The following is a 21016-nucleotide window of genomic DNA, read 5'->3' on the forward strand; positions in this document are numbered from 1 at the left end:
AGAGTGCAGGTCAGAACAGATGCGAAGGGAACTCCGGCGCTCCGCGCCTCCGTGCCAAGGACCCATTCCTCCCCGGCCTGAAGGCCGGGGCATCCTGGGAGAAGTCAGGTGAACGGACCCGGCATTCAGCTCACCCTCGCCCCCGAACTGCACGTGTTCGCCGCGCCCGGCCGGCGCGGAGAGCAGGTACCGACGGCCACCGACGGCGTCTCCAGCGTCGGCCACGTCGTCGAATCGACCGGCGTCCCGCTCACCGAGGTCGGCCGCATCCTCGTCGACGGCACCGAGACACCCGTCTCCTACGTGCCCCGCGCCGGCGAGTCCGTCGAGGTGTTCGGGGTCGACCGCCCCCAGCGCATCGCCGGGGCCCCGCTCCGCTTCCTCCTCGACGTCCACCTCGGCACCCTCGCCCGCCGCCTGCGCCTGCTCGGCGTGGACGCGGCGTACGAGAACGAGGACATCGGCGACCCTGCCCTGGCCGCCCGATCCGCCGCCGAGCAGCGCGTCCTGCTCTCCCGCGACCGCGGACTGCTGCGCCGCCGCGAGCTGTTCGCCGGCGCGTACGTCTACAGCGACAACCCCGACGAGCAACTCCGCGACGTCCTCGGCCGCTTCGCCCCGGCCCTCGCGCCCTGGACCCGCTGCACCGCGTGCAACGGCCCGCTCCGGGAAGCCACCAAGGACAGCATCGGCGACCGCCTGGAGGACGGCACCCACCGCTCGTACGACGTCTTCGCCCAGTGCACCGACTGCGAGCGCGTCTACTGGCGCGGGGCCCACCACGCCCGCCTGGAGCGCATCGTCGACGAGGCCGTCGCCGAATTCGGCGGGGTCGGCGCCCCGTAGCCCCGTAGGTACGGAGTCGGTGCCTCCGCCTTCAGAACGCGTACGCGTCCCCCGTGTCCAGCGCGAGCACCACGTGCTCGTTGTTGCTGAGGTCCCGGTCGGTCGCACCGCCGTTCCACCAGGTGTCGACCCGCACCACCACCTCGGGCGCGCTCTCCCGCAGGTCCAGTACGAGCCCGATGTGCCGCCCCCGGCCGTGCAGCGGCAGCGGCCCCGTCTCGCAGACCACCTCGCGCAGCCCGGCCCGCGCACAGCCCCCGGCCAGCTCCTGCCGGTCGGCGAGGTCCACCGACAGCCGTACGCGCACGGTCGCGTTCGGCAGCTCGGACGGCCCCTCGTTCTCCGGGACCAGCCAGATCCGCAGCTGCCCGTCGGCCAGGGCGACCCGCCCGTGGTACGCCACGTCGGCCTCGGCAGCCCCGGCGGCCCCGGGCCCGGCGGCCCCGGCCCCGGCCCAGGCCCCCGCCGGTCCGGCCCCGGCCCCGGCCAGCGCCAGCACCAGCAACCCCGCCACCACCACACTGCGTACGGCACTTCGGCGCACCGCGACCACCTCCTCGCGCGGACGATAACCACCCCGCCCGCACGCCAGTCGGACCATCACACGAATGAGGGCGAGCCGTCCCCCATTCGCCGCGCACCCGCCCGCACCCGCTTCCGTAGGCTTCGAGCCATGCTGATCGCCCGCTCCGCAGCCCTCTTCGCCCTCGCCGCCGTCCTGGAGATCGGCGGCGCCTGGCTCGTCTGGCAGGGCGTGAAGGAACACAAGGGCTGGGCCTGGATCGGCGCCGGGGTCATCGCCCTCGGCCTCTACGGCTTCGTCGCCACCCTCCAGCCACAGGGCGATTTCGCCCGCGTACTGGCGGCCTACGGCGGAGTCTTCGTCGCCGGATCCCTCCTCTGGGGCATGGCCGCCGACGGCTACCGACCCGACCGCTGGGACGTCGTCGGCGCCCTCGTCTGCCTCGCGGGAATGGCCGTGATCATGTACGCGCCCCGGCGCTGACCCCACCTATGCTGGCGAGGAATCGCCCGTACGAACGAACGAGCAACAGCGAGGAGCCCGCACATGAGCACGGCCACCCGAACCGCCGTAGTCACCGGAGCGAGCAGCGGCATCGGCGCGGCCACCGCCCGGCAGCTCGCCGCCGCCGGCTACCACGTCGTCCTCACGGCCCGCCGCAAGGACCGCATCGAGGCCCTCGCCGCCGAGCTCACCGACGCCGGACACGAGGCGACCGCGTACGCCCTCGACGTCACCGACCGCGCCGCCGTCGACGCCTTCGCCTCGTTCCTCGGCCGCTGCGACGTGCTCGTCAACAACGCCGGCGGCGCGATCGGCGCGGAGCCCGTCGCCACCGGCGACCCCGCCGACTGGCGCACGATGTACGAGGTCAACGTCATCGGCACCCTCAACGTCACCCAGGCCCTGCTCCCGGCGCTGACCGAGTCCGGCGACGGCACGGTGGTCGTCCTGTCCTCCACGGCCGGACACTCCACGTACGAGGGCGGCGCCGGCTACGTCGCCGCCAAGAACGGCGCCCGCGTCCTCGCCGAGACCCTCCGCCTGGAGATCGTCGGCCAGCCCGTGCGCGTCATCGAGATCGCCCCGGGCATGGTCAAGACCGAGGAGTTCGCGAAGACCCGCTTCCGCGGCGACGCCGAGAAGGCGGAGAAGGTCTACGCGGGCGTCGCGGAACCCCTGTCCGCCGACGACGTGGCCGACACCATCACCTGGGCGGTGACCCGTCCCAGCCACGTCAACATCGACCTCCTGGTGGTGCGCCCCCGCGCGCAGGCCTCGAACACGAAGGTCCACCGCGAGCTCTGAGCTCTGAGCTCCGAGCCTCCTCAGACCAGCCCGGCCGTCCTCAGGTGCGGCATGAGGGCCGCCGGCTTCAGCCCGGCGGCCTTCGCCGCGTCCAGGGCCCGCTGGAGGTCCGCCGCGAGCGTGGGCGTGAAGTGCAGCAGCACGATGTCACCGGCCTTCAGCCGCGGCGTCGGCGGCGTCTGGCTCCAGGTGGTGAAGTCGTACGTCCACGTCACCAGGGCCTTGACCCCGCACGCCTTCGCCGCGAGCCGCACCTCGTCGTTGACGGCCCCGTACGGCGGCCGCAGCAGCTTCGGCGTCCTCCCGAAGGTCGCGTCGAGCTGCTCGCCGGCCCCGCACACCTCGGCGTCCTTGCCGGCCGCGTCGAGCGCGGTCAGATCGGGGTGGTTGACGGTGTGGTTCTCGACGGTGGCCCGGCCCTCGTCGACCAGCCGCGTGAAGTACCCGGTGTCGTACGAGGTCGCGCCCGGCAGCAGGAACAGCGAGACCGGCACCCGCTTCTCCAGCAGGATCCGGGCGGCCTCCGGGTCGTGGTTCCAGCCGTCGTCGATGGTGATGAAGACGACCTTCTCCTGGGTCGGCACATGCGACACGACGGGCGGCAGCCCCACCCCCGCCTGGGCCGACCCGGCGGCCCCGAGGGCGAGCGACAACGACGCGAGCGCGGCAAGAAGCACGCGGGATCTCCACATGCCGCACACCTTGGTCTAGACCAACTCTGCCCGTCAATCCCCTAGCGCGGAGTTCCTTCACCCGAAAGCAGCGGCGGCTTGAGGGAGTTGGCCCCCACCACCTCTGCGGGACCGGCCTGCGGCACCTCGAAGGTCACCGTCACACTGCGCCGCAGGGTCGTGTTCCGCCACCACTTGTTCCCGCCGCCCACCATCGCGTCGAGGTCGTTGAACCTGCCGGTCCCGTAGCGGAACGCCGAGTCCCGGCCCGACCAGTGATCCGTCCGCACGTAGGAGCAGGTGACCAGGGACTTGCCGTCCGCCAGGCGCACCACCGGCAACTCCTGGCCCACCACCTCGAAGTGGTAGCGCTTGCGGATGTAGTCCAGGTCCTCATTCGCCCCGTTGTACGCCCGCACGATCCCGGACGTCAGATCCCCCGGCACGAAGTGCTCGCTCTGCGGCTCCCCGTCCGGCGCGGTGAAGGTCGTGTACTCCGCGTACCGCTCGCACACCTCCCGGTCCGCACCCGCAGTCGGCGACAGCACCACCGCCCCCGCGGCGTCCCGCACGACCTGGGCGATCTCCTGGTGCCGCAGCCCGAACCCCGAACGCCCGTAGGGCACCTCCTCCTTCGGCTGCGTGGCCGGCCCCTCGTTCACCCGGGACGCAGCAGCCGCCTTCCACTCCCCGCCGGGCACCTCCTGCACGAAGTAGTGCACGGCCGTCTCCCGGGCCGCGGGATCCGAGGACCGCTTGCTCAGCACGACGAAGGAACGCGGGTGGCCCTGTTGGTCCCGCTCCGCGGGAATCAGGAACACCGGCTGGGCATAACGGCTCTCCACCCCGACCTTGAACCCCTGCCCCAGCTGCCCGAACCGGGCCCGGCTCTCCTCCAGCAGCTGCCCCGTCTGCAACCTGGCGACCGCTTCCCCGTCCCGCCGCTCCTCGGCTTCGAAGCTCTCGGTGGCGTACCGGCTGAAGACCTGCTCGGCCTGCTCCCTGCCGATCACCATCGGCACCGTCGGCACCGGCGAAGGCGCGGCCTGAGCGACCCCCGCCTCCCCCTCACCCTTCGCGGACGTACACCCGCCCACCCCGACGGCCACCACCCCGACGACACCGACCCACACCCGCCACCGACCAGCACGGAACCCACCCACGAAACGTCCCCCCACAGCACCCACCCGACAGAACCCCGCCGAATGAAATCACAACCGCGAAGAGGCCCGGACCGTGATCGGTCCGGGCCCCTTCGCACCCCCGACGTCCGCACCCCGGGCGTCAGCCCTTGACGCAGACGACGGCCTTGAGCTTGGCCACGACCTCGACCAGGTCGGTCTGCTGGTCGATGACCTGCTCGATCGACTTGTACGCGCCCGGGATCTCGTCCACGACGCCCGAGTCCTTGCGGCACTCCACGCCCTTGGTCTGCTCCGCCAGGTCGTGCGCCGAGAACTTCCTCTTCGCCGCCGTACGGCTCATCTTGCGGCCCGCGCCGTGCGAGGCCGAGTTGAAGGACTTCTCGTTGCCGAGGCCCTTGACGATGTACGAGCCCGTGCCCATCGAGCCCGGGATGATCCCGAAGTCACCGCTGCCGGCGCGGATCGCGCCCTTGCGGGTGACCAGCAGGTCCATGCCGTCGTACCGCTCCTCCGCCACGTAGTTGTGGTGGCAGCTGATCTCGTGGTCGAAGGAGACCTTCGCCTTGCGGAACTCCCTGCGGATGACTTCCTTGAGCAGGCTCATCATCACGGCGCGGTTGTACTTGGCGTACTCCTGCGCCCAGAAGAGGTCGTTGCGGTAGTCCTGCATCTCCGGGGTCGCCGCGAGGAACACCGCGAGGTCACGATCGACCAGGCCCTGGTTGTGCGAGAGCCCCCTGGCCACGTTGATGTGGAAGTCCGCCAGCCCGTTGCCGATGCCCCGGGAGCCCGAGTGCAGCATGAGCCAAACCGCCCCGGACATATCAGTTGAAAGTTCAATGAAATGATTTCCGGATCCGAGGGTTCCCATTTGTCGCATGGCCCGGTCCCGCCGGAACTTCACCGCATCCGCGACGTAGTCGAAGCGCTCCCACAGGCCCCCGAAGCCGTTCTCCGAGAACCCGTACAGCCGCCCCGGGTCCACCGCCTCGCGGTGCATCCCCGCCCCCACCGGGATGGCCCGCTCGATCTTCGAGCGGAGGCCCGACAGGTCCCCCGGCAGGTCGTTCGCCGTCAGGGAGGTGCGCACCGCCGACATTCCGCAGCCGATATCCACGCCCACCGCCGCCGGGCAGACCGCGTCCTTCATGGCGATGACCGAGCCGACCGTCGCGCCCTTGCCGTAGTGGACGTCCGGCATGACGGCCAGACCCTTGATCCACGGAAGACCAGCGGTGTTGTGCAACTGGCGCATCGCGCCCTCGTCGACCGACGCCGGGTCGGTCCACATCCGGATGGGGACCTTCGCCCCGGGAACCTCTACATACGACATTTCGGCCTCAATACCCCGTTAACCACAGAAGAATCTGAATACGCAAAAAGCCTCGCTCTTGGCCCTAAAAGCGACAGAGGACCGGCGCCAGCACCAGCGTGTGCGATAGACATTGTGTCCATCCGCGCCCGAACCGCGGCAACGCATTTTTCGTGAGGGGAGCCAGTGGACGTGCAGCGCAAGGCGGTACGGCAGGTACGGCAAGTCCTTCCGGGCATCGCGATGCTCACCGCGCTCGCGGTGGCCGGCCTCACCGGGTGCAGCGCGGGCAACGGCGTCGGGATCACCTCCGACGCCAAGGCCGGCGACAGCGCCGGCACGGTCGCCCAGCCGGGCAAGTACCGCAGCCTGCCCTCGCCCTGCAAGGCCGTCGACGGCAAGCGGGTCAAGGCGATGCTCCCGGCCGCGGACGGACTCACCGACGAGCAGCGCGAGCAGCTCTACGCCGGAGCCGCGGACGCCTCGTACGACGGCGACCGGCACGTGGGCTGCCGCTGGAGCGCGCAGACTCCCGAGGGCACCCGGCTGCTGTCGGTCGCCTTCGAGCGGGTGGTCTCCTACGACCGGGCCACCACGAGCGACGACGACAAGGCGCGGCAGGTGTTCGTACGCCGCCTCACCGACGCCCACCTGCCCTTCCCCGGGGTGGTGACGTCCCCGTCCCCGTCGAACGCCCAGTCGCCGTCGACGACCCCGTCCCCGTCCTCGCCCCCCGCCTCGCCCACCTCCTCGCCGGCCACCCCGGGCGGCGGCGCCTCCGGATCCCCCTCCGGGTCGCCGTCCTCCTCCGCCCCCGTCGAGCTCGGCTCCCGGGTCCTGGAGGGCCTCGGCAACAACGCCTTCCTGGAGGACAAGCTCAGCCCGGCCGGTGCCACCGCCGCGCAGTCGCGCACCGTGCGGATTGTGTTCCGTACCTCGAATGTCATCGTCACCGTCGAGTACAGCGTGCAGCCCGCGCTGCCCGGCGCGGTCCCGCCGAGCGGCGAAACCCAGGACAGGGCGCGCCAGTTGGCGCAGGCCCTGGTCGACCGCTTCGACGAGTAGCCGGACTCGCAACCGGGGGGCGTACGGGGCCTGCGTGACGGCGCGCACAGCAGGCGGGCGCCGGGTCGGGCTACGGTTGTTCCGGTCCCGCGCCCGAAGAACGCCCGGAAAACGCCCGAAAAAGCAGTCCCCCAACGTCTGAAGGAACCATGCACCGATCAGCCTCGCGCCTCACCCGCGTCCTCGCCTGCGCAGCCGTCCCGGTGGTCCTCACGCTCGCCGGCTGCTCCTCCGACTCCGGCAAGGACTCGAACGCGGACGCCGGCAAGAAGTCCGACTCGTCCTCCTCGTCCAAGCCGAGCTCGAAGCCGTCGGCCGCCCTGGAGAAGGCGGCGTACGCCACGCTGCCGGACCCGTGCAAGGCGGTCCAGACGAAGACCATCGAGTCGCTCGTGCCGAAGGCGAAGGACAACAACGGCACCTCGGCCAAGTCGAACGACCTGGCCAGCCGCGCCAGCTGCTCCTGGAACGGCCTGGACGAGGACGGTCTGAAGGGCTCGCAGTACCGCTGGCTCTCGATCTCCATGGTCCGCTACGACTCGCTCGCGTCCGTCGGCCCCGGCAACAAGCGCGCCGAGGACGAGCTCAACAAGCAGGTCGCGAAGGCGAAGGTCACCGAGGGCGCCTCGGACGTGAAGTCCGAGCAGGCCGGCGGCGTCGGCGACCAGGCCGTGTCGGTCGTCTTCACCACCAAGAAGGACGGCGACTTCTTCAACAACACGATCATCGCCCGCACCCAGAACGTGGTCGTCACCCTCGACTACAACGGTGCCGCCTACGAGGGCGCCGGCGCCCCGGACCAGGGCAAGCTGCTCCAGGACGCCATCGCGGCGGCGAAGGAGGCCGTGGCCTCCGTGGACGCGGCCAACCAGCAGAAGCAGCCGGAGCAGCAGGCCTCGCCGTCCCAGTCCCAGTCCTAGCCCCAGTCCCGGTCCCAGTCCCGGCAGTAGCACCCGCGACAGCCGGGATACAGCCCGGACACAGCCGAACCACGGCCGAACCGCGACCGGACCGCCGACGTCCGTTCCCCCGTACGCGCGTACGCTGTGCCTGCCGTAGCTCGACAAGGGGAGGGGACCGCGGGTGGCCGCGATGCAGCTGACTCGTACGCACCGGATATTGATCGGTGTGGTGGTCGCCGGAGCCGTCGTCATCGCGGGGATCGGTTTCGCGGGTTCGTACGCCGCCGTCCGCGCGCTCGCCCTGCAGAAAGGGTTCGGCAGCTTCTCGCTGGTCTTCCCGATCGGCATCGACGCGGGCATCTGCGTGCTGCTCGCGCTGGACCTGCTGCTGACGTGGATCCGGATCCCCTTCCCGCTGCTGCGCCAGACGGCGTGGCTGCTGACGATCGCGACGATCGCCTTCAACGGCGCTGCGGCCTGGCCGGATCCGCTGGGCGTCGGCATGCACGCCGTGATCCCGGTGCTGTTCGTGGTCACGGTGGAGGCGGCCCGGCACGCTGTGGGCCGGATCGCGGACATCACCGCGGACCGGCACATGGAGGGCGTGCGCATCACGCGCTGGCTGCTCTCCCCCGTGCCCACCTTCAAGCTGTGGCGCCGGATGAAGCTGTGGGAGCTGCGCTCCTACGAGCAGGCCGTCGGCATGGAGCAGGACCGGCTGATCTACCAGGCCCGCCTCCAGGCCCGGTACGGGCGGGCCTGGCGCCGCAAGGCCCCCGTGGAGGCGCTGATGCCGCTGCGGCTGGCCCGCATCGGCGTCCCGCTGTCGCAGACGGCCCCCGAGGGCCTCGCGGCGGCGGGCATCGACCCGGTGCTGCTGCCCCCGGCCGCGGCCGTCCCGGTCGCCGCCGCGGCCACGGCTCCGGCCCTGCCGGCGGGCGGGGGCGCGGCCGAGCAGCAGGAGCCGGCGGAGCCCTGGCCGGACCAGCAGCCGGACCAGCAGCCCGGGCAGCAGGCCCCCGGGCAGCAGCCCGCCCCGGCCCAGCCCGAGCCGCAGCACGCCCCCGCGCCCTTCGCCGTCGACCCGACGGCCATGCCCGCGGCGCACAACAGCGCCTGGTTCGCGGCCCCGCTGGCCCCGCAGGCGGCGTACGAGGGCGGCTACAACCCCCAGTACGTCGACGGCCTGGAGCCGACCCCGGTCATGGCCCCCTCGGGCCCGCAGCAGCCCCAGGACCAGCAGCAGCCGCAGCAGCAGGAACTGCCGATCCCGGCCCCCCGCCAGGAGGAGCCCGAGGAGGAGACCTCACCGATCGACGAGGTCAAGTTCGCCGAGACGGCGTACGAGGTCTTCCGCGCGTACATCGACGAGCACTCGCAGTTCCCCACCCCGGAACAGGTGGACATACACCTGTCGGACCGTCACGGTGTCGTGCACCCGCGCAGCGCGTCGATGATCCGCAAGATGATGCCGGACCTCAAGCAGCGCTACCAGCGCGACCTGGAGAACGAGCACATCGCCTAGGACGACGGCGACGCGGGCGGCGACGCGGGCGGCGATGTGGGCGGCGACGCCGACCGCTTCGGCTCCGATACGGGCTTCGGCAGGAAGAAGACGTGCTCCGGGCTCACGATCTTCGTGATCGCCTGCCCGAAGAGGACGCTCGGCTCGAAGCCGTTGTACGAGATGTCGGTGTTCGACAGGAGCACCAGGGTGGCCTTCGGCCCGGGCAGATGGATCGTCAGCGACTGGTAGCCGGGCAGTGAGCCGTTGTGGCCGATCCAGCCCTGGACGTTGAAGATCCCCATGCCGTAGCCGGCGCCCTCGATGCCGGTGGGCTCGGTCTTCAGGCGCTGGGCCTGCGTGGCGGGCGTCAGGAGCGTGCCGTCGGCCAGGACGCCGGCCCAGCGCCGCAGGTCCTGGAGGTTGGAGATCATCGCACCGGCGGCCCAGCCCCAGGAGGGGTTCCAGTCGGTCACGTTCTCGACCTTGCCGGTCTCCGTCTGGTTCGAGTAGCCCTGGGCGTGCGGCTCGGGGAAGGCGGCGTCCGTGGGGAAGACGGTGCGCTTGAGGCCGGCGCGCTTCAGGACGTCCTGTTCGATGACGTCCTTCAGCGGACGCCCGGTGATCTTCTCGACCACCAGCCCCAGCAGGATCAGGTTGGTGTTGCAGTAGTCGAAGCGCTCGCCGGGCTGGAACTGCACCCCGGGGCGCTTCCACGCGTACGCGAGGAGCTCCTGCGGGGTGAAGCTGCGCTCCGGGTCGGCGAACAGGTCCTTCGCGAAGGATTCGTCGGTGGTGTAGCTGTACAACCCGCTGCGCATCTCGGCGAGTTGGCGCAGGGTGATCTTGTCGCCGTTGGGGACGCCGTCGATGTACTTGGCGATGGGGTCGTCGACGGCGATCTTGTGCTGGTCGACGAGTTGGAGCAGGGCGGTGACCGTGAAGGTCTTCGTCTCGCTGCCGATGCGCGAGTTGAAGTCGGTGGCCATCGGCTTCCCGGTGGCCTTGTCGGACACGCCGAAGGTGCGGATGTACTCGCCCTTGCCCGGCGCCCACACGCCCACGATGACCCCGGGCACCCGGGTCTCGCGCAGCACCTTGCGGATCGCGTCGTCCAGTTTCCGCGCGATCTCCGGTGTCAGTTGCGGGAATTGCGTGTCCCCGGCGGTCGTTTCCCCGGTGGTCGCGGTGCCCGTCGACACCGATGGGTCCGGCGCCGCGTTCACGGCCCCCGCCGATACCGGTACGGCCAGCAGTCCTGCCGTGGCCACGGCCACCCAGGTACGGCGCAGTCGCCTGTTCCAGCAGCTCACGGCAGGCTCCTCCCACCAGGGGGCGGCAGACTCCACCCACCAGCCTAGGCACGGCACTCGGACGGCCGCACGCGGAAGGGGCCCGCACCCCGGGGGGTACGGGCCCTTCGCGACGCGTAGGCAGCCTTACGCGGCCTTACGCGGCCAGCAGCTTGCGCACCCGGTCCGCCCCGACCGCGAGCAGCAGCGTGGGCAGGCGCGGCCCGGTCTCCCGGGTCACGAGCAGCCGGTACAGCAGCGCGAAGAAGGTGCGCTGGGCGACCTTGAGCTCCGGCGTCGGCTTGGCGTCGGCCTCCAGGCCGGCCATCAGCTTCGGCACGCCGTAGACGAGCGTGGTCAGCCCGTCGAGCGACCAGTGCGAGTCCAGGCCGTCCACGAGCATCCGCAGCGACTCGCGGCCCTCGTCGTCCAGCGAGGACAGCAGCTCGGTGTCGGCCTCCTCGCGTACGAGGGTCCGCTGGTCGGCCGGGACCTGGGTGGTGATCCAGTTCTCGGCTCGGTCCAGGCGCGGGCGCACCTCGTCCAGGGAGGCCAGCGGCTTCTCCGGCTCCAGGTCGCTCAGGATGCGCAGCGTCTGCTCGTCGTGCCCGGCGGTGATGTCGACGACCGAGGCGAGCGTGCGGTACGGCATCGGGCGGGCGGTGCGCGGCAGCTCGTGCGAGGCGACGCGGACGGCGCGGGCGTGCGCGGCGGCGTCGGCGGGCAGCACGGAGCCGTCGGCGACCTTCGCCTCCAGCTTGTCCCACTCGTCGTAGAGCCGCTGGATCTCCTGGTCGAAGGCGATCTTGAAGGACTGGTTGGGGCGGCGGCGCGCGTACAGCCAGCGCAGCAGCTGCGGCTCCATGATCTTCAGCGCGTCGGCCGGGGTCGGGACCCCGCCCTTGCTGGAGGACATCTTGGCCATGCCGCTGATGCCGACGAAGGCGTACATCGGGCCGATCGGCTGCTCGCCGTCGAAGATGTGCACGATCTGCCCGCCGACCTGGAAGGACGAGCCGGGCGAGGAGTGGTCGACGCCGGAGGGCTCGAAGACCACGCCCTCGTAGGCCCAGCGCATCGGCCAGTCGACCTTCCAGACGAGCTTGCCGCGGTTGAACTCGCTGAGCTTGACCGTCTCGGTGAACTCGTCCTCGGTGCAGACGTAGGTCAGCTCGGTGGTCTCGTCGTCGTACGAGGTGACCTTGGTGAAGTCCTTGCCGCACTCGCCGCAGTACGGCTTGTACGGGAAGTACCCGCCCTCGGTGCTGCTGCCGTCGTCCTCGGCGGCCGCGCCGGAGCCCTCGGCGGCCTCCAGCTCGGCCTCGTCGACCTGCTTCTGCTGGGGCTTCTTGCCGCCCGGCTTCTGCTTGGTGCGGTACTGGTCGAGCACGGCGTCGATGTCGGCGCGGTGCTTCATCGCGTGCAGCACCTGCTCGCGGTAGACACCGGTCGTGTACTGCTCGGTCTGGCTGATCGGGTCGTACTCGACGCCCAGCTCGGCCAGCGCCTCGACCATGGCGGCCTTGAAGTGCTCGGCCCAGCTCGCGTACGCGGAGCCGGCCGGGGCGGGGACGGAGGTCAGCGGGCGGCCGATGTACTGGCCGTAGGTCTCGGGGTCCACGCCGGGAATGCCGGCGGGCACCTTGCGGTAGCGGTCGTAGTCGTCCCAGGACAGGACGTGGCGGACCTCGATGCCCCGGCGGCGGATCTCGTCCGCGACCAGGTGCGGGGTCATGACCTCGCGAAGGTTGCCCAGGTGGATCGGGCCGGAGGGGGAGAGTCCGGACGCGACGACGATGCCCGGAGCGGTAGCGACTGATGCTTTCGCGCCCGGGGCTCGGCGCTCCGCCTCGGCGATGACCTCGTCCGCGAAACGGGAGACCCAGTCGGTCTCGGTGCTGCTCTGGGCGCTCTGAGCCACGACACGTCCTTCTATCTCGAATGCTGGCTGATGCCATTCTCCCAGACGGAACCGGGGGCTCCGAGGTTGTTTTCTCCCGTGAAACCGAAGGCACCCGCGTGGGATACTCGGCTCTTGTCGGAACAACCAAGTGCACGCTCAGGCACGACCTCACAGGAACGGCAGCTCATGGCCTCGGTCCCTTCCCTCGCTTCTTCCGTCAATCAGCGCGTCGCGGACGCCCTCGCGGCGGCGGTGCTGAAGGCAGGCTCCGACAGTGCCGACCCTTCCCCTCGCCCTGCGGGCTGGGGAGACCCCATGCTGCGACGAAGCGACCGGGCCGACTTCCAGGCCAACGGCATCCTGGCGCTCGCGAAGAAGGCCAAGGCCAACCCGCGCGAGCTGGCGACGACCGTGGTCGAGGGCATCCCGACCGGTGACCTGATCCGGGAGATCGAGGTCTCGGGCCCCGGCTTCCTCAACATCACGATCACCGACAGGGCGATCATCGAGACCCTCGCGGCGCGCGCCGCCGACGACCGCCTCGGCGTGCCGCTCGCCGAGCGGCCGGGCACCACGGTGATCGACTACGCGCAGCCGAACGTCGCCAAGGAGATGCACGTCGGGCACCTGCGGTCCGCCGTGATCGGCGCCGCGATGGTCGAGATCCTGGAGTTCACGGGCGAGACCGTGGTCCGCCGCCACCACATCGGCGACTGGGGCACCCAGTTCGGCATGCTCATCCAGTACCTGCTTGAGCACCCGCACGAGCTGGACCACAAGTCCGAGGGCGACGGGGAGGCCTCCGGTGAGGAGGCCATGTCCAACCTCAACCGCCTCTACAAGGCCTCGCGCGCGCTCTTCGACTCCGACGAGGAGTTCAAGACCCGTGCCCGGGCCCGGGTGGTGGACCTCCAGGCCGGCGAGCCGGAGACGCTGGCCATGTGGCAGCGGTTCGTGGACGAGTCGAAGATCTACTTCTACTCCGTCTTCAACAAGCTGGACATGGACATCCAGGACCCCGACGTGGTCGGCGAGTCCGGCTACAACGACATGCTGACCGAGACCTGCAAGCTGCTGGAGGACTCGGGCGTCGCCGTCCGCTCCAACGGCGCGCTGTGCGTCTTCTTCGACGACGTCAAGGGCCCGGACGGCAACCCGACCCCGCTGATCGTGCAGAAGTCGGACGGCGGCTTCGGGTACGCGGCGACCGACCTCTCGGCGATCCGGGACCGCGTCGACAACCTGAAGGCGTCGTCGCTGATCTACGTCGTGGACGCCAGGCAGTCCCTGCACTTCAAGATGGTCTTCGAGACGGCCCGCCGCGCGGGCTGGCTGAACGACGGGGTCAAGGCCCACCAGCTGGCCTTCGGCACGGTCCTCGGCAAGGACGGCAAGCCGTTCAAGACCCGCGAGGGCGAGACGGTCCGGCTGGTGGACCTGCTGGACGAGGCCGTGGAGCGGGCGGCCACCGTCGTGCGCGAGAAGGCCCAGGACCTGACCGAGGGCGAGATCGCCGAGCGCGCGGCCCAGGTCGGCATCGGCGCGGTCAAGTACGCGGACCTGTCGACGTCGGCGGCCCGTGACTACAAGTTCGACCTCGACCAGATGGTGTCACTGACCGGCGACACGTCCGTGTACCTCCAGTACGCGTACGCCCGCATCCAGTCGATCCTCCGCAAGGCCGGGGAAGCGCGGCCCGCCGCCCACGCGGAGCTGGCCCTCGAACCGACCGAGCGCGCGCTGGGCCTGCACCTGGACCAGTTCGGCGAGCTCATCGCCGAGGCGGCCGGGGAGTACGCGCCGCACAAGCTGGCGGCGTACCTCTACCAGCTGGCGTCGCTGTACACGTCGTTCTACGCGGAGTGCCCGGTCCTCAAGGCCGACACCCCGGAGCAGGTCGAGAACCGCCTGTTCCTGTGCGACCTGACCGCCCGCACCCTCACCAAGGGCATGTCCCTCCTCGGCATCCGCACCCCCGAGAAGCTCTGACGCACGCCGGCCGGCCCCGCCCCCTTCCCGGGAGGCGGGGCCGGCGTCGTTTCAGGGGCGTGCGTTGGTCATGTACCAGTAGTAGGCCTGGAAGGTTCCGACCACCGCCCCGGCCACGACGGACAGGAACCGCCGCGTCTGCCTGTTCTGCAGCGCGACCGACCCGCCGGGTCCGGCGACCACGTCCCAGTTGAACTGGTCGCCGCCTCCCTCGGCGACGCGGATCCCCTCGCCGGCCGACGCCAGCTTCCACTCGTCGTCCGCCGCGTCCATGTTCACCAGCGATATGGAGCCGTCGGCGTGTCCGGCCACCCGCCACACGGCGTTGTCGTGCCGGCTGCCGTACCAGAGCCGACTGGCCTGGCACACGACGCTGCCCATCCAGTCGTTGTCGCCGAGCCACTGGTCGGGCGTGTCCTTGGGCGCCACGACGTACGTCTGGCCCGGCTGCGGCGGGGCGGATCCGTCGGACGGAACGCTCCCGCAGTGGCCTAACGCCGGGCACGACGCGGACCTAACGAAGGCCGCGCCCCGGGGGCCGTCGCGTTTCCCGGACCGGGTCCGAGCCGGACGGCTAGGGTGGAGGGCGTCCGATCCGAGGAGGAACCGGAAATGACGACCGCGACGCCTGCGCCTGGTGGATCGGTGCCGCCGATGCCGGAGTACACCCCGAAGGCCGTGCGAGCCGCCATAGCCGCCCACGCCCCGGCCCTCCTGCCGGACTTCGACGCCGCATGGCGACAGCAGATCGCCGACGCGTACGACATCGGGCCCGTCCCTGCATTCATGGCCCGCTGGTGGGGCGAGTACGCCCTCGCGCGCGACCCCGAGCTCGACCGCCGCGTCAAGGATCTCGAAGCTCAGGCGGCTGGAGCCACGCACGCCGAAGCCGCCCGCAAGCTCCTCGACGAGGCCTCGCGCATCCGGCACGCGCTGCGCGAACTGGAACCCGGCGAGTGAGCGAGGAGTTCACCGGGCCACCGTGGGCCGTGGACTGCACGCAGGACGCCGAGAAGTACCGGCTCGCCCTTGCCGACGGGGCTCGCGAGGCGCTCTGGGAAGCCCTCTTCGAGCTGCGGACCGCCCGCAACCCCTACCGGGGAGAGAACGTGGAACCCGCACGGTCCACCCTGCCCCGCGGCCCGCACATCGCGTACTTCGACGGCTATCGCGGATGGATCCTGTTCACGTTCCTCCCCCGAGTGGCCGAACCCCAGATCGTGGTGGAAGAGATCTTCTGGCAGTGACCCCTCCGAACGCGGTCGGCCCCGCCGACGTGTCGGCCACCTCGCGCAAGGGAGCCGAACTCCGAGGAGGACGTCACCCGTTCGGCCCGGTTCGGGCCGTACGGGCCGGGTAGGGGACGGCCCGTCCTTCCCCCAGCGGTACTCACCCCGGAGGCATCCGTGCCCGACATGAACGGCCCGTACAAGCCCGGCACTCCGTGCTGGATCGACCTGATGGTCCCCGACCAGCAGGCGGCCCTCGACTTCTACTGCGACCTCTTCGGCTGGCAGGGCGAGATCGGCCCGGCCGAGACCGGCGGGTACTCCGTCTGCACCCTCAAGGGCAAGCCGGTCGCCGGGATCATGAAGGCGATGAACCCGGACGGGACGACGCCCGACCCGATGCCGCCCACCGTGTGGACCACGTACCTGTCGACCGACTCCATCGACTCCGCCGTCAAGGCCGTCACCGACGCGCACGGCACGGTCATGACGGGCCCGATGGACGTCATGGACCTCGGCCGCATGGCCGTGATCACCGACCCCACCGGAGCCGTTGTGGGCCTGTGGGAGCCCGGCACCTTCGACGGCGCGGGCATCGTCAACGAGCACGGCGCCCTCATCTGGAACGAGCTGACCACCAGCGACATCCCGGCCGCGGCCGCGTTCTACACCGCCGTACTGCCCGTCACCACGACCGCCTCCAAGATGCCCGGCGCCGACGGCTACACGGAGTTCATGGTCGGCGGCCGCGCGGTGGGCGGGATGATGGACATGAGCAAGCTGCCGCCCGGCGTCCCGCCGCACTGGATGCCGTACTTCCACGTCGACGACGTCGACAGCATCCAGGCCGCCGCCGTCCGCGCCGGCGGCACCGTCCTCGCCCCCGCCTTCGACATGGTCGCGGGCCGCATGGCCGTCCTCGCTGACCCCCAGGGCGGCGGCTTCTCCGTCATCACGGCAACCGCCCCGGAACAGCCCGCCTGACCTACGCCCCCGGCCCCCCGCCCACCGCGCGGCACAGCGCCTCCGCTTCCGTGTCGCCGGCCGCGGCGAAGAGGTCCGCCGCCCGGTCGAAGGCCTCCGCCGCCTCGGCCGGGCGGTCCAGCGCCGCCAGCGTGATCGCCAGGTCCCGTACCGCCACGGACTCGTTGTGGCGGTCGCCCGTACCGGCCAGCAGGGCGCAGGCCCGCTCGTGCGCCGCCAGCGCCTCGGCCGGGCGGCCCGCCTCGCGGTGGAGCCGGCCGAGGTTGGACAGGGTCGAGCCCTCGCCGTGCCGGTCGCCGGCCTCCGCGAAGAGGGCGAGGGCCACCTCCAGCCGTGCGAGCGCCTCGTCCGCCCGCCCCTCGTCCAGCAGCGACACCGAGATCCCGTTGAGCACCCAGGCCTCCATGCTCCGGTTGCCCAGCTCCCGGACCGCGGCCAGCGCCTGCTCCCGTACGGCCAGGGACTCCTCGTGCCGTCCGGCGGTCCGCAGCGCGTCCGCCAGGTGGTCCAGGCCGAACGCGGCGCGGTGCCGGTCCCCCACCGACGCCACCAGGGCGACCGACCTCCGGTAGGCGTCGATGGCCTCGTCCTGCCGCCCCAGCCGCTCCAGCACGTTGGCGAATCCCGCCAGCGCCGTGCCCTCGGCGTGCGGGATCCGCAGCTCCCGGAAGATCTCCAGCGCCCCCTCGAAGGCCACCCTCGCCTCCTCGAAGGAGTGCGCCATCCCGTGCAGGGTGCCCAGGAGGTTCAGCGCCTTGCCCTCGCCCCTGCGGTGGGAGCCCGCGCGGAAGATCCCGAGGGCCTCGTCCAGCCGCTCGGCGGCCTCCGCCACCTCGTACCCGTCGACGAGGACGAGCCCGAGGTCGTACAGGGCCGCACCGACGGCCTCCCTGCTCCCGCCCTCCCGGGCCACGGCCAGCACCTGCCGCGCCACGGCGATGCTGTCCTGCGTGTGCCGGTAGAGGTGGAGGTACGGGCCCAGCAGCCCGGCCAGCTCCAGCGCCGCGGCCGGACGGCCGCGCTCGACGGCGAAGCCGACGGCGGCGGTCAGCGTGGCCCGCTCGCTGTCGAGCCCGCGCACCGCCGCCTCCAGCGAGGGCAGCCCCGGACCCGTGGCCCGCCGGCCGTCCAGGCCGAGGACCTCCGCCGAGGCGCGGGTGTCGTGCACCAGCCCGGCGAGGAAGGCGTCGATCACCCCCTCCCGCCCGTCGTGCTCGGCGTACTCCTCGCCCCGCTCCGCCGCGTACAGCCGCACCAGGTCGTGCATCCGCCAGCGCCCCGACCCGAGCGGCTGCTCGGCCAGCAGGCTGGCCCGGACCAGCGCCGCGAGCTTGCGCCGCAGGCCCACGGCCTCGCCGGTGAGCAGCGCGGCGTGGGCGGTGGAGCAGTCCGGCCCCGGGTTCACCGTCAGCAGCCGGAAGATCCGGGCCTGCTCCTCGGGCAGCCGCGCGTACGAGAGGTCGAAGGCGGCCCGCACCCCCAGCGGTACGTCACCGTCCTCGAAGGTCAGCGTCGCCAGCCGGGTCCGGGTCTCGGCCAGTTGCCCGGCCAGCTCGGCGGCCGGCAGCCCCGGGTCGCCCGCCAGCAGGGCTCCCGCCACCGTCAGCGCCAGCGGCAGCCGCCCGCAGTGCTCGGCGATGCCCGCCAGCGCGGCCGGCTCCCGCTCCGGCCGCGGATCGCCCCGCCAGGCGCTCCGCAGCGCGCCCGCGAGGAGCTGCGCCGCGGGCCCGGCCGCCAGCACGTCCAGGCCGACCCGCTGCGCCGCGAAGCCCGGGAACACGAGCCAGTCGCGCGAGGTGACCAGCAGCCGGTGCCCGTCCCCGGCCGGTACGAGGTCGCGCACCTGCTCGACCGACCCGGCGTCGTCCGCGACGACCAGCACCCGCTGCCCGGCCCGCGCGTACGCCGCGAGCCGCGCCCGGTACAGCGCGAGGCGGCCCTCCGGCGACGGCGGCTGGTCCGCGTCGCGGACGCCGAGGAGCCGGAGCATCTCCTGTACCGCCCGGGCGCCGGTGAGGCCGCCGTCGGGGGCGTAGCCGCGCAGCGGGAGGGAGAGGACCCGGTCCCCGAACCAGCCCAGTTCCGCGGCCCGGTGGGCGATCGTGGCCGCCAGCGCGGTCTTGCCGACGCCCGCGAGCCCGGCCACCACGACCACCGGCGCCCCGCCGTCGGCGTCGCCGAGCAGCGTCAGCAGTTCCTCGACCGCCGCTCCGCGCCCGAACAGCACCTCGGGCGCCTCGGGCAGCCCCAGCAGCGTCGGGGGCAGCGGGCCGGCGCCGGGCTCGTACCGGACGTAGTCCCCGGCGACCTGGGTGATCCGGGCACTCCCCTCGGCCCGGGCCCACTGCGCCGGCTCCGACCCCGAGCCCGGCTCCGGCTCCGGCGCCGGCTTCGGTTTCCGGAAGGCCATTACGGGGTGTCCTGCCCGCCGGTCTGCCGCACCCGGGCCGCGTCCTCGGCCCGGGCCCGCTGCTCGACGTCGGCCGCGCCGCCGCCCGACTGCGTGACCTCGGAGGTCCCGGAGGCCTCGGCGTACTGCCGTACGGTCCCCCGCGGGCCCGGGGCCGCGGGTGCCACCGGTGCCGAGGCGGCCCACCAGCCACCGGCCAGCCCGAACGCGGCGGCCATGGCCCCGCCGAACCCGGCGGCCGCCGCGACCTTGTCCGAGTCCTTCTCCGGCAGCCAGCCGAACGGGTCCCACACCCCCAGCCGGAACCCCAGCAGGAACACGACGGCCGTGCCCCCGAACACCACAACCCACCGCAACGGACGCGACATTGGCCCCCCAGACCGAGCTTGCGAACGGTCAAACGTAGCAAAACAGCGCCGCGGATCTTAGTGAATCCGTGATCTGTTTGCGCACAGAAATTCGCTCGACCTCGCCTAATGTGAGCATGTTCAAAAGGGGAGGGAACCCAAACATGCAGTTCAAGCGCATAGCCGCCGTGGCCGCCGCAGCAGTTGTCGGCCCGACGGTCCTGATGACCACGCCCGCGATGGCGAACGAGCAGCAGCCGTCGGCGTCCGTACCGGACACCGCACCGAAGGCCGACGCGACCCCCGCCGCCGAGACCGCCCCGGTGACCGCTCCCGCGCCCGAGACGGCCCCGGCCGCCCCGGCCCCGGCGGCCGAGAAGACCGCTGAAGCCCGGGACGCCGCGCCGGACACGCGACTCCTGGGCCCTGAGGTCACGCTGGCGGGCATCCCGAGGGACGGCTTCAAGCCAGGCGCCGGCTGGACCCCGCTGACGCTGACGATCGACAACTCGGGGCACACCGAGGTCACCCGTTTCACGCCCCGCGTCGCCCTCGGCCAGAGCGGCGACAAGCTGGCGCCCGAGCACTACAAGATCGAGTACCTCGACGCCGACAGGTCCTGGAAGCCCGCCGAGTTGGCGAACGCCGGCGAGATCGGCGTCATGGACCAGTTCACGATCGGGATGCCCTCGACCATCGCGCGCGGCGAGACGCGAACCGTACAGCTACGGATCAGCTTCGCCGCGGGCGCGCCTGTCATCGCGTTCGACATGGTGAGCAGCGGGGTCAGCCGCCGCGCTGACGGCGGAAACGCCTGGTCCCCGACCAAGGGGTACGACGCCAAGATCGCGGGCGCCGCCGACGACAACAACACGCCGACGGTCATCGACGGGCCGGCTTTCACTCTCACTGGGGTGCCCTCGGACGGGTTCAAGGTGGGCGGGGACTGGCAGGACCTCAACCTGCACATGGACAACTCGGGCAAGCCGGCGCAGGCGAACTACGCCGTCTCCGTCGTCCTCGCCCGCCTCGACGGTGCCGGGCTGTACACCTCGCAGCTCCAGGCGGAGATCTACGGCAAGAACGGCTGGGAGCCCCTGGAGGGCTACGCCGAGTCCAGCAAGCTCCACCTCGAATTCGGCAACGTCCCCTTCACGGCGGGGCAGGTTTCCGATGTGAAGCTGCGCGTCCGTTTCAGCGCAGGCACCAAGCCCGGAGACGTGGTGTTCTTCGCGCACGGAATCGGCCCGTTCGACGGCCCGAACTACTCCTACACGGTCAGCCAGTCTGCGAAGCACCTGACCCGGCTCGTCGCCGCAGACCCCGCCACCGGGGACACAGGGAGCACCGGCAACCAGCCCGAGCCGAACGGCGGCACCAGCACCACACCGATCAGCACCGGCACGGGCACCGGCACCGGCACGGGCGCGAGCACCGGCACCGGCACCGGCACCGGCGGCGAGCTCGCCGCCACCGGCTCCGGCCCCGCGACCACCTGGGCCGTCGGCGGTGCCGGCGTGGCCCTGGCCATGGGCGCCGCACTCGTGGCCGGCACCGGCCGCCACCGCCGCCGTACGACCGCCTGA

General features: G+C 71.8%; 20 protein-coding genes. 11 read left to right on the forward strand and 9 right to left on the reverse strand.

All coding sequences use genetic code 11. The annotated features are described in order from the left end of the window. Positions 1–108 precede the first annotated feature (108 nt). On the forward strand, positions 109–846 hold the full coding sequence (locus AB0M99_RS33355) for a Mut7-C RNAse domain-containing protein (protein ID WP_365927188.1): 738 nt from the start codon (positions 109–111) through the stop codon (positions 844–846). Between the two features lie 31 nt (positions 847–877). Here AB0M99_RS33355 and AB0M99_RS33360 read toward each other — a convergent pair whose 3' ends face one another. After that, complete coding sequence (locus AB0M99_RS33360; RefSeq protein WP_365927190.1) at positions 878–1390, reverse strand: hypothetical protein; 513 nt, start codon at positions 1388–1390, stop codon at positions 878–880. 129 nt (positions 1391–1519) lie between these two features. Between AB0M99_RS33360 and AB0M99_RS33365 the strand changes: the two genes are divergently transcribed. Together AB0M99_RS33365 and AB0M99_RS33370 are read left to right on the forward strand one after the other, a co-directional pair. Continuing rightward, the gene (locus AB0M99_RS33365; protein ID WP_365927192.1) at positions 1520–1852 is read left to right on the forward strand and encodes a YnfA family protein; all 333 of its coding nucleotides are present in this window, start codon (positions 1520–1522) and stop codon (positions 1850–1852) included. A gap of 63 nt (positions 1853–1915) precedes the next feature. After that, positions 1916–2677, forward strand: a complete 762-nt coding sequence (locus AB0M99_RS33370; RefSeq protein WP_365927194.1) for an SDR family oxidoreductase — start codon at positions 1916–1918, stop codon at positions 2675–2677. A 20-nt stretch (positions 2678–2697) separates the two neighbouring features. Here AB0M99_RS33370 and AB0M99_RS33375 read toward each other — a convergent pair whose 3' ends face one another. From AB0M99_RS33375 to AB0M99_RS33385, 3 genes are all read right to left on the reverse strand, one after another. Then, a complete protein-coding gene (locus AB0M99_RS33375) occupies positions 2698–3354 on the reverse strand; it encodes a polysaccharide deacetylase family protein (RefSeq protein WP_365927196.1) in 657 nt (218 codons plus the stop codon). A gap of 56 nt (positions 3355–3410) precedes the next feature. Then, positions 3411–4364, reverse strand: a complete 954-nt coding sequence (locus AB0M99_RS33380) for a hypothetical protein (RefSeq protein ID WP_365927198.1) — start codon at positions 4362–4364, stop codon at positions 3411–3413. 268 nt (positions 4365–4632) lie between these two features. Further along, positions 4633–5826 carry an RtcB family protein gene (locus tag AB0M99_RS33385; protein ID WP_365927200.1) on the reverse strand — a complete coding sequence of 398 codons (1194 nt, stop codon included), beginning with the start codon at positions 5824–5826 and terminating at the stop codon, positions 4633–4635. 171 nt (positions 5827–5997) lie between these two features. On the opposite strand from AB0M99_RS33385, the gene AB0M99_RS33390 reads away from it, so the two are divergent. The 3 genes from AB0M99_RS33390 (at position 5998) to AB0M99_RS33400 (ending at position 9297) form a co-directional block, all read left to right on the forward strand. Next, positions 5998–6870, forward strand: a complete 873-nt coding sequence (locus AB0M99_RS33390; RefSeq protein ID WP_365927202.1) for a DUF3558 domain-containing protein — start codon at positions 5998–6000, stop codon at positions 6868–6870. Positions 6871–7019: 149 nt separating this feature from the next. Beyond that, a complete protein-coding gene (locus AB0M99_RS33395) occupies positions 7020–7790 on the forward strand; it encodes a DUF3558 family protein (RefSeq protein WP_365927204.1) in 771 nt (256 codons plus the stop codon). Positions 7791–7953: 163 nt separating this feature from the next. After that, positions 7954–9297 (forward strand): DUF2637 domain-containing protein, encoded by a 1344-nt coding sequence (locus tag AB0M99_RS33400; protein ID WP_365927206.1) that lies wholly within the window; start codon positions 7954–7956, stop codon positions 9295–9297. Here AB0M99_RS33400 and AB0M99_RS33405 read toward each other — a convergent pair. Together AB0M99_RS33405 and lysS are read right to left on the reverse strand one after the other, a co-directional pair. Then, positions 9294–10589 carry a serine hydrolase domain-containing protein gene (locus AB0M99_RS33405; protein WP_365927208.1) on the reverse strand — a complete coding sequence of 432 codons (1296 nt, stop codon included), beginning with the start codon at positions 10587–10589 and terminating at the stop codon, positions 9294–9296. The two genes, AB0M99_RS33400 and AB0M99_RS33405, sit on opposite strands and share 4 nt — an antisense overlap. 136 nt (positions 10590–10725) lie before the next feature. Then, positions 10726–12489 carry a lysine--tRNA ligase gene (gene lysS, locus AB0M99_RS33410; protein WP_365927210.1) on the reverse strand — a complete coding sequence of 588 codons (1764 nt, stop codon included), beginning with the start codon at positions 12487–12489 and terminating at the stop codon, positions 10726–10728. A 168-nt stretch (positions 12490–12657) separates the two neighbouring features. Here lysS and argS point away from each other — a divergent pair, with 168 nt between their 5' ends. Continuing rightward, positions 12658–14460, forward strand: a complete 1803-nt coding sequence (argS, locus tag AB0M99_RS33415) for an arginine--tRNA ligase (RefSeq protein WP_365927212.1) — start codon at positions 12658–12660, stop codon at positions 14458–14460. Positions 14461–14511: 51 nt separating this feature from the next. Here the strand turns inward: argS and AB0M99_RS33420 are convergent, their stop codons facing one another. Next, positions 14512–14889, reverse strand: coding sequence for a hypothetical protein (locus AB0M99_RS33420; RefSeq protein WP_365927214.1), 378 nt, complete (start codon positions 14887–14889; stop codon positions 14512–14514). Positions 14890–15072: 183 nt separating this feature from the next. On the opposite strand from AB0M99_RS33420, the gene AB0M99_RS33425 reads away from it, so the two are divergent. From AB0M99_RS33425 to AB0M99_RS33435, 3 genes are all read left to right on the forward strand, one after another. Then, entirely contained in the window at positions 15073–15420 is a 348-nt protein-coding gene (locus AB0M99_RS33425; RefSeq protein WP_365927216.1) for a DUF6247 family protein, read from the forward strand. After that, positions 15417–15707 carry a hypothetical protein gene (locus AB0M99_RS33430; RefSeq protein WP_365927218.1) on the forward strand — a complete coding sequence of 97 codons (291 nt, stop codon included), beginning with the start codon at positions 15417–15419 and terminating at the stop codon, positions 15705–15707. Before AB0M99_RS33425 ends, AB0M99_RS33430 begins: the two co-directional genes overlap by 4 nt. Positions 15708–15875: 168 nt before the next feature. Beyond that, positions 15876–16673 (forward strand): VOC family protein, encoded by a 798-nt coding sequence (locus tag AB0M99_RS33435; RefSeq protein ID WP_365927250.1) that lies wholly within the window; start codon positions 15876–15878, stop codon positions 16671–16673. Position 16674: 1 nt separating this feature from the next. Here the strand turns inward: AB0M99_RS33435 and AB0M99_RS33440 are convergent, their stop codons facing one another. Next, positions 16675–19083, reverse strand: a complete 2409-nt coding sequence (locus AB0M99_RS33440) for a tetratricopeptide repeat protein (protein ID WP_365927220.1) — start codon at positions 19081–19083, stop codon at positions 16675–16677. After that, positions 19083–19424 carry a hypothetical protein gene (locus AB0M99_RS33445; protein WP_365927222.1) on the reverse strand — a complete coding sequence of 114 codons (342 nt, stop codon included), beginning with the start codon at positions 19422–19424 and terminating at the stop codon, positions 19083–19085. Before AB0M99_RS33445 ends, AB0M99_RS33440 begins: the two co-directional genes overlap by 1 nt. Before the next feature lie 170 nt (positions 19425–19594). On the opposite strand from AB0M99_RS33445, the gene AB0M99_RS33450 reads away from it, so the two are divergent. After that, positions 19595–21016, forward strand: coding sequence for a hypothetical protein (locus tag AB0M99_RS33450; protein ID WP_365927224.1), 1422 nt, complete (start codon positions 19595–19597; stop codon positions 21014–21016).

The organism is Streptomyces sp. NPDC051183, from assembly GCF_040682455.1.
Taxonomy (GTDB): Bacteria; Actinomycetota; Actinomycetes; order Streptomycetales; family Streptomycetaceae; genus Streptomyces.

Excerpts from the sequence above, each read along its gene's own strand:
- AB0M99_RS33385 (WP_365927200.1), bottom strand. The coding sequence starts at position 5,826 with ATGTCGTATGTAGAGGTTCCCGGGGCGAAGGTCCCCATCCGGATGTGG.
- AB0M99_RS33425 (WP_365927216.1), top strand. The coding sequence starts at position 15,073 with ATGACGACCGCGACGCCTGCGCCTGGTGGATCGGTGCCGCCGATGCCG.
- AB0M99_RS33370 (WP_365927194.1), top strand. The coding sequence starts at position 1,916 with ATGAGCACGGCCACCCGAACCGCCGTAGTCACCGGAGCGAGCAGCGGC.
- AB0M99_RS33365 (WP_365927192.1), top strand. The coding sequence starts at position 1,520 with ATGCTGATCGCCCGCTCCGCAGCCCTCTTCGCCCTCGCCGCCGTCCTG.
- AB0M99_RS33380 (WP_365927198.1), bottom strand. The coding sequence starts at position 4,364 with ATGGTGATCGGCAGGGAGCAGGCCGAGCAGGTCTTCAGCCGGTACGCC.
- argS (WP_365927212.1), top strand. The coding sequence starts at position 12,658 with ATGGCCTCGGTCCCTTCCCTCGCTTCTTCCGTCAATCAGCGCGTCGCG.
- AB0M99_RS33395 (WP_365927204.1), top strand. The coding sequence starts at position 7,020 with ATGCACCGATCAGCCTCGCGCCTCACCCGCGTCCTCGCCTGCGCAGCC.
- AB0M99_RS33450 (WP_365927224.1), top strand. The coding sequence starts at position 19,595 with ATGCAGTTCAAGCGCATAGCCGCCGTGGCCGCCGCAGCAGTTGTCGGC.
- AB0M99_RS33435 (WP_365927250.1), top strand. The coding sequence starts at position 15,876 with ATGAACGGCCCGTACAAGCCCGGCACTCCGTGCTGGATCGACCTGATG.
- AB0M99_RS33440 (WP_365927220.1), bottom strand. The coding sequence starts at position 19,083 with ATGGCCTTCCGGAAACCGAAGCCGGCGCCGGAGCCGGAGCCGGGCTCG.